This window comes from Vibrio sp. 10N.261.52.C11 (genome assembly GCF_041471405.1).
In the GTDB taxonomy this organism is placed as follows: Bacteria; Pseudomonadota; Gammaproteobacteria; order Enterobacterales; family Vibrionaceae; genus Vibrio; species Vibrio crassostreae_C.
Window position 1 is genome coordinate 127567 of sequence record NZ_JBFROI010000025.1, and the last position, 11571, is coordinate 139137.

Sequence of the window (11571 nt, forward strand, 5' to 3'; positions counted from 1 at the left end):
CCAACATGAGATAACACTCTGAATGGTAGACCAAATTTTAACCTTGAAAGAGGTGGCTGCTTATCTAAAGTTGGCCGAAAAAACAGCATATAGATTAGCAAGTGAAGGAAAGCTTCCTGGTTTCAAAGTCGGCGGTTCTTGGCGCTTCAAACGTGAAGACCTTGAAGCGTGGATAGAAGAGAATAAGAGCAAGCAATGACATTAATAAATCTCAAAGACTTAGAAGCGCACCTTTGGCATGCGGCCCACATCATTACGGGTCCTATTGACGCTTCAGACTACAAAACCTATATCTTCCCAATCTTGTTCTTTAAGCGCATCTGTGATGTTTACGATGAAGAATTCGAAGAGGCGATGGAGCAAGTGGATGACGAAGAGCTTGCGAAAGGCGATATGTTTCACCGCATTCAAATTCCAGCTAACTGTCATTGGAAAGGTGTGTTTGCAGAAACTAAGGAGATCGGCCAAGCCCTAAAAGATTCATTCCGTGGCATTGAGCTAGAAAACCCACAGCTACATGGCATTTTTGGTGACGCGAGTTGGACCAACAAAGAGCGTCTATCAGACGAACTGCTATCGATACTACTCAACCATTTCAACAAGGTTAACCTTGGCGTATCGAGTGTGCGTAATGATGATATGGGCCGTGCTTACGAATACCTCATCAAGCGCTTTGCTGATAAAGCAAACAAGAAAGCAGGTGAGTTCTATACGCCACGCACCATTGTTCGTCTTATGGTTAATATTCTAGACCCACAAGCTAATGAAAGTGTTTATGACCCGGCTTGTGGTACAGGCGGTATGCTGCTTGAAACCATCCACCATGTTAAGGAAAACGGTGGGGATCCGCGTCTGCTTAAGATTAAAGGCCAAGAGAAAAACCTCACCACCGAAGCCATTGCTCGAATGAACTTGTTCCTACACGGACAAGAAGATTTTGAGATTGTTCGTGGTGATACGCTTCGCGATCCTAAGTTCCTGAAAAATGACCAGTTAGAAAATTTTGACTGCGTAATCGCAAACCCGCCATTCAGTTTGAAAGAGTGGGGGTATGATTATTGGACGAGTGATCCGTATGGTCGCGCAAGCTTTGGTTTAGCACCAAAAACCAACGGTGATTTTGCTTGGGTTCAACACATGTTTGCTTCATTGAATGATGAAGGGCGTATGGCGGTAGTGCTGCCACATGGTGTACTTTTCCGTAGTGGCGCAGAAGGCAAAATCAGAACCAAGCTATTAAAAGAAAACCGCATTGTGGCGGTAATCGGCGTGGCATCAAACCTGTTCTACGGTACAGGCATCCCTGCTTGTATTCTCGTATTGCGTAAAGCAAGACCAGAAGAGCATAAAGACCATGTTCTGATTGTGAATGCGGAAGAGATCTTTACTAAAGGCCGAGCGCAAAACACCTTGTCAGAGCCTCAAGCTGATGAGATTTACGACATCTATCAGGAGATGCGTACCAAAGGCCCTAAGGCAGACGACATTGAAGGTGTTGCACGTTGGGTGCCACATAGCGAGATTGAAGAGAACGATTTCAACTTGAACATCGCTCGTTATGTACAAAAGCCGCTAGAAGAAACCATTACCGTTGAAGAAGCATTGAAAGATTTCCAGCAAAAATTAGCAGTCTTAGAAGTTGCTGAACAAGAGTTAGAAGCCTTATTAATCAAAGAGGGCTTTGAGCTATGAATAAAAACAAACTAGAAGACCTACTGTGGGGCGCTGCCGAGTTCCTACGTGGGCAAATTGATGCGTCTGATTACAAGCAGTACGTATTCCCACTGCTGTTCTTTAAGCGTCTATCAGATGTATATCTAGAAGAGTATAACGAAGCACTCGAGCTGCACGAAGGTGATGCCGAATATGCAGCGATGTCGATGTATCACCGTTTCGATATCCCAGAGGAAGCGAGCTGGGAGAAAGTGCGCAACACCAGCAAAGATGTTGGTGAAGCAATTCAAAATGCACTGCGTTTGATTGAAGCGAAGAACGAGCGTTTGCACGGTGTATTTGGTGATGCACAGTGGACTAACAAAGAGCGCCTACCTGACCATTTGCTATCTGATCTTATTCAGCATTTTAGCAAAATCCCACTAGGCATTAAGTCTGTTGCTCAAGATGACTTAGGTGAGGCTTACGAGTACTTGATCAAAAAGTTTGCGGATGACTCAGGCCATACTGCAGCCGAGTTCTATACCAACCGTACCGTTGTGCATTTGATGACTCGTATCATGAAGCTTAAGCCGGGTGAGAGTGCGTATGATCCAACTTGTGGTACGGGCGGTATGCTGCTTAATGCGGTGATGGATTTGCGCTCTCAAGGGGAAGAGTGGCGTGGTGTTCATTTGTATGGCCAAGAAGTAAACCTGCTAACTTCTGCAATTGCACGTATGAACATGTTCCTGCATGACATTGAAGAGTTCGATGTTATGCGTGGTGATACCTTAGGCGACCCTAAATTTATCGAGAGCGATCAACTCAAACAGTTTGATGTCATCTTTGCTAACCCTCCGTATTCTATTAAAAAGTGGAACCGTGAAAAGTTTTTGGCTGATCCATATGGGCGCAATATGTACGGCGCTCCGCCGCAAGGTTGTGCTGATTACGGTTTCTATACCCATATCATTAAAAGCTTAAAATCGGATACAGGTCGTGCAGCCATGCTTTGGCCTCATGGGGTTCTGTTCCGCGATTCTGAGCAAGCGATCCGAAAACAAGTCATTGAATCTGACATCATTGAAGCGGTGATAGGACTTGGGCCAAATCTGTTCTACAACTCGCCAATGGAATCGTGCGTGGTAGTGCTAAATTGCAATAAGCCTGTTGAGCGCAAAAACAAGATTCTGTTTATCAACGGTGTAGAACATGTAACCCGCGAGCGTGCTCACAGCCGTTTATCGGATGCTGATTTAGATGTGCTTTGTGAAGCTTATTTCCAACCAGAGAATCAAAGTGACATTACTGCGTTGGTTGATTTAGACACTATCAGTGAAAACCAATACAACTTATCTATTCCACTTTACGTGAAAGCCAAGGTTAGTGGGGAAGTATATGATATCGAACAGGCTATTGAGTCATGGAAAATGAGCCGAGTACAACTTAAGAAGCAAACTAATAAACTATTTAATAGCCTCGAGCAGTTAGGTTACGAGGTAAAGAGCGATGACTGATAAACAAACTGTAAAATTCGGCGATATCTGTAAAGAAGTCAAACTAACAACTAAAGATCCTATCGGTGATGGGTATGAGCGTTATATTGGGTTAGAGCACTTAGATTCAGGTTCGTTAAAGATAAAGCGTTGGGGAATGATTGCTGATGACTCACCTAGCTTTACGCGTGTATTCAAAAAAGGGCAGATACTCTTTGGAAAGCGTCGTCCATACTTGAAAAAGGCAGCAATCGCTGAATTTGACGGCATTTGCTCAGGGGATATTATCGTCCTGGAGCCATTGGGAAAAGCCAAAGGTTCAAGCATTTTGCCACTAATCTTGCAGACTGAGCAGTTTTGGAGTTGGGCAGTAAAAACATCAACAGGTTCTTTGTCACCTAGAACAAAATTTAAGGAATTGGCAGGTTTCGATATTCCTTCTCAAGAGTCTACGGAGGCTAAGCGACTGCTAAGCGTTTTTGATGCGGCACAGCATTCTCTTAATTTAACGAATGAAACTCTAGATAGTTTCAAAACCCTGTTCCATAGCTTTTTGCTTAGTTCGTTATCACCAAAGAATCATTGGACAAAAGTAAGACTTACTGATTTAGGTGAAGTAAAGGGTGGGCGTCAGAGAGCTCCTCAACATATGGATGGGGAGGATATGTTTCGGTATTTAAGGCCCGCAAACATTAAACGTGGGAAAATAAACCTAGAAGACGTCTTAGAAATGAACTTTACGGCTGCTGAGCAAGATGTATATAAGCTTAAGTTTGGAGACACTCTTCTTGTAGAGGGAGGAGAAGCAGAAGATGTGGGCGATTCTGCATACTTCGATATTGATGGGAAATACTGTTTTCAAAATACTCTAATTAGAGTAAGGACTTACCCAGAAAAAATTAGCGCACGTCATCTTTATTGGTTATTGACATTTAAGCATCGAAGTGGAGGATTTCTAGGTATTGCTGCTGGGACAAAGATTAAGCATATTGGAACAAAAAATACCGGTAATTTAATCATATCTATCCCTCCCAAATGCGAACTTAATCAAATATGTTCAGCATTAGATGCTTTTGAGAATACGCTGATGGCGTTGGAGTTAAAGAAAAAGCAAGTTGCTCTAGTCGGCAGAAATCTGTCTCATAATATTTTTAACTGAGAAGTTTATGTTTAACGAACAAACCGTCACAGAAAATGGAATCATTGACCGTTTAAAAGGCTTAAACGGAGTAAAGTGGAATTACTGCCATGGTGAAAGCCTACCCAAGCAAACACACGATATCTTCGTCGATACTTGGCTCAAAGACGCGCTTTGTTCGTTAAACCCTGATATTGGTAACAATCCCGATTATGCTGATGAAGTGATCTACAAACTTCGTGGCTTGATGTTGGAAGCCAAACATACGGGCTTGGTGAAAGCGAACGAGAATTTTCATGAATGGTTGATGGCAGAGAAAAGCCTACCGTTTGGTGAGAACGGCGACCACATTACAATCAAGCTAATTGACTTTGATACTCCCGAAAACAACCATTTTGTTGTGGCGAAGCAGGTTCACTTTATTGCCGCGACAGAGGTGTTTTTTGATATCGTTCTGTATGTGAACGGTATCCCACTGGTGGTGGGGGAAGTAAAATCCGCTACTCGTCCAAGTGTGACTTGGCAAGATGGCGCTGCTGATTTTATGGGTGGCCAAAAGCACTATTGGAAAAATGTTGAGCCTTTCTTCGTACCAAACCTTCTGTGCTTTGCTTCTGAAGGTCGCACCTTTGCCTATGGTGCAATTAATGCCCGAGTGAAAGACTGGGGGCCATGGCATAAAACCGATCAGCGAGATGAAATTCCAGCAAGCTTAGCCACAGTACTTGATAGTTGTGAAGGCTTATTGACCCCCAAAGCCTTGTTGCAAATGCTTGAGTCATTCGCGTTGTTCTCAACGGTGAATACAGGTAAAGATACGCCACCTAAACGCATTAAAATTCTGCCTCGTTATCCTCAATTTGAAGCCGCAAAGCAAATTGTTGAGCGTGTAAAAAATGGCTATCCGAAAAAAGGACTTATCTGGCACTTCCAAGGGTCAGGTAAGTCCCTGCTTATGCTCTATGCCGCTCGTATGCTCCGTGCGGATAACAAGCTGAAAAACCCAACAGTGTTAATTGTGGTTGACCGTCGAGACCTCGATAGCCAAATCAATGAAACCTTTGGTGGAGCAGATGTTAAAAACCTCATCAAAGTACAAAGCTGTAAAAAGCTTGGCGAGCATATAGAACAAGATAGTCGCGGCATTTTGATCACTACAGTCTTCAAGTTTAAAGATGTCGAAATCGATGAGAGCAATGAAAACGGTCTAAACAGTCGTGACAACATCATCGTGCTGGTGGATGAAGCGCATCGTACTCAAGAAGGCTCACTTGGCGACAAAATGCGCTGGGCACTGCCTCACGCTCATTTCTATGGTTTAACTGGTACGCCGATCTCTGGTATCGACCGTAATACCTTCAAACTCTTTGGTGCCGAAGAGGATGAGGGGCGCTATATGAACCGTTACAGCTATAAGCAGTCCATTCGTGATAAAGCGACCAATGCGGTGAAGTTCGAACCTCGTTTGGCAGAGCTTCGTGTGGATCGTGCAGCGATTGATGAAGCCTTTGAGCAAATGGTCAAAGATAACGATCTAGACGATGACGAGAAAATGGCATTGTCTAAACGTGCTGGTCGTCTTGCGATTATGTTGAAAGCGCCAAAACGCATGACGGCGGTGAGTGAAGATATCGCCAATCATTTTGTAAGCCATGTAAAGCCAAAGCAGATGAAAGGCATGGTTGTGGTGTATGACCGAGACGCCTGTGTTCAAATGTATTACTTACTCGGTAAGAAACTAGGTTTTGATGCGGTAGAAGTGGTCATGAATGTCGACCAAGCACCGATCAAAGATGAAGATGCAAGCAAGAAAGGCAAGGTTAACAAGGACTGGCGTAAGTGGAAACAAGAACTGGAGCTACCTGTTAAAGAAGAAGACTTCGAACGCTGGCAAGAGATTGATGGTAATGACCAAAAGCAGAAGAATTTGATAGAGGATTACAAAGATCCTAAACAACCACTTCAATTGCTGATTGTTACCGCAAAACTGTTGACTGGTTTTGATGCTCCTATCTGTTATTGCATGTACTTAGATAAACCATTACGTGACCATACCTTGTTGCAGGCAATGTGCCGTACTAACCGATTGTACGAGACTGATAATGTAAGTAAGCAAATGGGTCTCATCATTGATTATCTTGGTGTGTTTGAAAACCTGCGTACAGCACTAGCCTATGACCCTGAAGAGATAGACGGCGTGGTTGAAGGTATCGAAGCGTTCAAAGAGTTATTGCCTGCGCAGCTAGATAAGTGCTTAAGCTTCTTCCCTAATGTCGACAGAACCCTTGAGGGTTTTGAAGGCATCATGGCTGCGCAATCTTGTTTACCTACCAACGAAAAGCGTGACGAATTTGCCGCGTCTTTTGGTGTGTTAGCTAAGCTATGGTCTGCGATTAACCCAGATGCGTTCTTAACCCCTTACAGAGCAGATTATAAGTGGTTGGTACAAATCTATGAATCAGTTCGCCCAGTAGGGCAGACAGGCTCGCTAGTGTGGGCTGCGTTGGGCCCAGAAACAATCAAGATGATCCATGAGCATACAGATATCAATCGCATCCGAGATGATATTGATGAGTTAGTTATGGATGAACACGCCATCTTTACACTGACCGAAAAAGAACAAGAGAAGCGAGCAAGCCAATTAGAAATTGATCTAATGGGTAGACTACGCGGTAGTGGTAACCCTCAGTTCGTAGCTCTAGGTGAACGATTAGAAAAGCTTCGCCAGGATTATGAAGCGGGTGTGATCAAAGCAATCGACTGGTTAAAAGGGCTACTTGATACAGCTAAAGATACAGTTCAGGCAGAACGTGAGACTGGTGACTCGCCAGTAACCCAAGAAGACAACAAGCAGGCATTAACTAAGTTGTTCTTAGAAACCCGCCCTGAGAGTACGCCAAAACTAATAGGCGACGTTGTTGAGCAAATCGACAAGATCGTTCGCTCAACACGCTTTGAAGGTTGGCAAACGTCTAATAGTGGCCCAAGAGAGATTCAAAGAGCCCTTTTGCTGACTTTGATGCCGTTTGGCTTAGGAAAAGATAAAGAGCTGTTCGCTAAAGCGTATGGTTATATTGAGGAACACTACTGATGAAAAAAATCACTTTTGAAAATTACAAAGCTTTCAAAAACAAGCAAGAGCTAGAATTAAAACCAATTACTATTCTAATCGGTAAGAATAGTTCTGGAAAAAGTGCGATTGCAAAGCTGCCGAGTATGATTGAACACTCTCTTAAAGGGGAGTTTCTAGAGCCGTTACAATTTGTCAATGATAATGTTGAACTAGGTGCTGAGTTTAGAGATTTGATGCATGGTAGAAAAACGACAGGCGCGAATGCACTAACAATAGGACTTTTTGATATCAACGAGTCACTAGAAGTCTCGATATTTCAGACAGATCAAGGGAAGGATAAGTTTTCGGTATTGACGTGGAAACATATCGTAGGTGAGAATGAATATTTAGGCGATGATGGCAACGATTACAAAGGCTTTACTCGCACAGATTGTAGCAACACTAAAAGCTTATCTTTAAAGCTAAATGTTGATTATATTGGGCCGTTCAGGAAGTTACCTGAACGAAGCTACAATCGTCATGTTTTGAGTTCAAATGGGAAACTTGGGACTCACGGAGAGAATGCTTACCCTATTTTAATTCAGAAGTCTCAAGAAGATGGGGATAACTTTGTTGGCAAACTTAGTGATTGGTATAAAGAGCATTTGGGTGGATGGAATGTGAGAATTAATGAGGAAAAATCGCCATTTTATCAAGTTGAATTAGTCCGGGAAGAAACTTCTACTTACGTTAACATTAAAGATGTTGGGCAAGGGATGAGTCAAGCTTTGCCTATTGTAACAAGAGCATTTTTACCAACCAAAGAAGAGACGTTAATTGTACTAGAGCAACCTGAATTACACCTACACCCTGCGGCCCATGGGGATCTTGGTGAGTTGTTTGTAAAGTCTGTTCTTGAAGATACAAATAAAAAATACCTTATCGAAACACATTCCCAAAATATGGTTTTAAGACTTAGAAATCTTGTTGCTTCAGGAGTGTTGCCTTCGGAAAGTATAAAAATTTATTTTGTGGACTTTAATGAAGATACTAGTGTTAGTGAGTTAAAACCTATTGATGTTGACACTAAAGGTAATGTCAGTTTTTGGCCTGAAAATATCTTCAATGATAGTTTTATAGAAGCAAAAAAATTAGCTAAAGCACAAAGAGGGAATTGATTTGTTCTTTACTATTGCCCCACAAATTTTTAGTCAAAGCAATATTGATATGCATAACCTTAATAAGGTTTGGAGTGTTTGTACTGAACAACATACATTTTATCTTAGTGACTTTGATGCTCTAGAGGCTATAGAGGCTTCTGATTGGCATCAAGGCTTAAGCGTGGCAGATCAAAAGCTATTGGAAGAAAGTTTTGTAAAATCAATGGAGATGAATAATGGTCAAGATAAGGTAAAGGTTGCAATTGGTGATACGCACACTGCTTTTGAAGCTTTTCAATACCTTAACTCTCCTTTGAAAATCATTTTAGAGAATAGCCGTAACGATGCTCATTTTTTACAAGCAATATTCAGGTGTTTTCGTCAAGATACAAAAAAGATAAAAGAACACATCGATAATAGGTGGATTCAATTTGTAATGGGGGGAGGAAGCTCAATTGAACAAGTCATTGAAACAGAGAAGGATAGTTTTAATGCACCATCTTTTACTAAGGACAAGAGCGAGTATTTGAGGTGTTTTGTCCTTTTGGATAGTGATAAAACGTATTCAACAGAACCTTTAAAAGATGGATTAAATAATCTGGTGGCATTCTTAGACAGAAATAATGTGCCATTCCATATCCTGGAAAAGCGGGAAATGGAAAACTATATTCCAGATATCGCGTTTGGTGATGTGACTGAGAATCGCCCTTATATTGAGGCTTATCTGAGATTTACAGCAGAGCAAAAAGATTACTTTGATCTTGAAAAAGGTTTCCGTAATGTTAATTTTGATGCTCTACCTGTAGAGTTGCAGACACTTTTCTCGACTGTGGATGCCCAAGATAAGGCTATATTCAGGCGAAATAATATGAAGAATTTTACTAACTCAGGTCGAGAGGACTTTAAAACAGAGTGCCCCAAGTTGTTCAATTTAGAATGTGTAGATAGAGCTTCTTTAATTTCTCGCACCCAGTATCAACAAAACCCAAATGAACTAAAAGAGATCATCCAGAAAATTCGAGAATTGCTATGACTAAAAAATTATCAATAGAAACCAAAGTTAGACGCTTGGTCAACTGGATGGATAGTATACGTTCTGGTAACGTCCAAATACCAAAATTCCAACGGGACTTTGTTTGGGACCTTAATGCAATAAAAGACTTATTTGATAGCATTAAAAATGGATATCCAATTGGTTCAATTTTGATGTGGAAACCTGAATCAGAATCTTTCGAGAGGGCCGAAGAAATGGGAGGTTTCTTGCTTCCTGAACCCGACAGTCCTGATTATTGGTTTATTCTTGATGGCTTCCAAAGGCTGTCAGCTCTTTTTGGGTGTTTAAATGATCCCAATAGCAACGAGGACCTTGTTAATAGAGAGCTTTGGGAGAAAAAGTTTAATGTGTATTACGACTTATCTACAGAGGAGTTTTTAGTACCTCGTGCACAGAGCTTGATTTTACCTTACCAGGTTCCTCTATATCAACTTGTTGATACCAAAGCCGCTTTTTCATTTCAATCCCGCTTACTTAAAAGTGAGCTTAGTGAGGAAAAAGTTGAACTGTATATGGAGCGGTATGCTGACTTGGGGGCTGCACTAATTGACTATGAAATACCATCAATAAATATTAATGGTGGTAGAGTTGATGAAGCGGTAGAAATTTTTTCGAGAGTCAACTCAAAAGGTACAGATATATCACCTGACTGGATGATCTCGGCTCTTACATATAACCGAGATAGGGATTTCAGGCTAGGGAGCTTGATTGATAGCTTACTGATAAGGTTGGAGCAGTATAATTTTCAAAATGTACCTAACCCAAGAGATTTGATATTAAAATGTATTACACACTCTTTTGGTAAGGCATATTTTGATCAGTCAAATAATTTGACAACTTTAGCCAAGAGGAAAGACTTCATCGAAGTCGCGAAAAAAACAATAAATTCAATAGAAAAATCAGCTAAATTTTTATATGAAGAATTGTTGGTATTAGATGGGAAGCAATTACCATACATCCCGCAACTAATATTTATTACAGATTTTTTTAATACATTGGATATGCCTCATAGAAATCAGCTTGAAGATCTAAAAAGATGGTTTTGGATAACTACATATTCAAATTATTTTACGATTTATACAATAAGCAAGCAGAGAGAGGCATACAATCAGTTTAGAGCTTATCTAAATGGTGAAAATGTTGATATTCTCTATAGTGATAAACCTAGTGTATCTTTTAAAACAGCAGAGTTTCCAAAGAAAATAAATGCAGGAAGCGTACGTTCAAATGCTTTGATTCTCTTCATGCTGAATCGACAGAAAGATCATAAACTTCAACCTTATTTGTTTGATAAAAAATTGGATGGAATGTATCTATCCTACCTATTTAAGGATGTAAAGAGTGAAGGTAACGCATTCTTCCCAGAAAGCGTTGTTCCTAGGTTGAAAGGATATGGTGATAGGTTTAGTAAGTTTATTGACGCAGATGATCTGAGAGATGATGATCTTGCAGATATGTTCCTCACAAAAGGAATGTTGGACGCCCTAAACCCAGCCTCAAGTGAAAATGAGAAACGAAAAGTTTTGAATGAACGAAAAAGTATGATCATCGAAGCTGAGAAAATATTTGTGGAAGCTTTAGGAATAGAGTATGAAGTGTAGTGAGTAAAGAGAACCTATGATGATACTTTGCCACAAAGTAATACCTGAGGTAATACTAAAAGAGAGCAATTTAATTCTATTTTATTAATATCAATAACTTATGGCTTAAAGTCTGCTGTCTCACTCTCATGTTTAAGTTCAATGAAATATCAGGCATCTTGAGCTGAAAACTCTTAGGCTAAGTGTAGTTACTGGGTGACTGGAGTAACTTAGGTTAGTTTTTGCTGAAGTAACACTAGAGGTAACATCTTAAAACTCTACTTTTATATTATTCAATTCAATCAATTGGTTAAGTTAGATAGTAGAGTCCAGTAGCGCACCACATTATACGAAAGAGCCCACCTAGTGTGGGCTTTTTTGTGCCTGTAATTCCTTGCATTATCAGGCTCTTAACCGTAAGCGTGCCATGAACAC

8 protein-coding genes are annotated in these 11571 nt (G+C 40.9%); all 8 read left to right on the forward strand.

What is annotated here, in order from left to right; translation table 11 throughout:
- Positions 1 to 22: 22 nt before the first annotated feature.
- Genes mads1 through AB4323_RS10920 form a run of 8 tightly spaced genes read left to right on the forward strand, consistent with a single transcriptional unit; the run spans position 23 to position 11157 of the window.
- Positions 23 to 199, forward strand: coding sequence for a methylation-associated defense system helix-turn-helix domain-containing protein MAD1 (gene mads1, locus AB4323_RS10885; RefSeq protein ID WP_009842282.1), 177 nt, complete (start codon positions 23 to 25; stop codon positions 197 to 199).
- Complete coding sequence (locus tag AB4323_RS10890; RefSeq protein ID WP_371995720.1) at positions 196 to 1692, forward strand: N-6 DNA methylase; 1497 nt, start codon at positions 196 to 198, stop codon at positions 1690 to 1692. Before mads1 ends, AB4323_RS10890 begins: the two co-directional genes overlap by 4 nt.
- A complete protein-coding gene (locus AB4323_RS10895) occupies positions 1689 to 3173 on the forward strand; it encodes an N-6 DNA methylase (RefSeq protein ID WP_371995719.1) in 1485 nt (494 codons plus the stop codon). Before AB4323_RS10890 ends, AB4323_RS10895 begins: the two co-directional genes overlap by 4 nt.
- A complete protein-coding gene (locus AB4323_RS10900) occupies positions 3166 to 4311 on the forward strand; it encodes a restriction endonuclease subunit S (protein WP_371995718.1) in 1146 nt (381 codons plus the stop codon). Before AB4323_RS10895 ends, AB4323_RS10900 begins: the two co-directional genes overlap by 8 nt.
- A gap of 7 nt (positions 4312 to 4318) precedes the next feature.
- On the forward strand, positions 4319 to 7381 hold the full coding sequence (locus tag AB4323_RS10905) for a type I restriction endonuclease subunit R (protein WP_371995717.1): 3063 nt from the start codon (positions 4319 to 4321) through the stop codon (positions 7379 to 7381).
- Positions 7381 to 8520: a DUF3696 domain-containing protein gene (locus AB4323_RS10910; protein ID WP_371995716.1), complete on the forward strand. Its 1140-nt coding sequence runs from the start codon at positions 7381 to 7383 to the stop codon at positions 8518 to 8520. Before AB4323_RS10905 ends, AB4323_RS10910 begins: the two co-directional genes overlap by 1 nt.
- A gap of 1 nt (position 8521) precedes the next feature.
- A complete protein-coding gene (locus AB4323_RS10915; RefSeq protein ID WP_372152453.1) occupies positions 8522 to 9535 on the forward strand; it encodes a hypothetical protein in 1014 nt (337 codons plus the stop codon).
- On the forward strand, positions 9532 to 11157 hold the full coding sequence (locus AB4323_RS10920) for a DUF262 domain-containing protein (RefSeq protein ID WP_371995714.1): 1626 nt from the start codon (positions 9532 to 9534) through the stop codon (positions 11155 to 11157). Before AB4323_RS10915 ends, AB4323_RS10920 begins: the two co-directional genes overlap by 4 nt.
- Positions 11158 to 11571 lie beyond the last annotated feature (414 nt).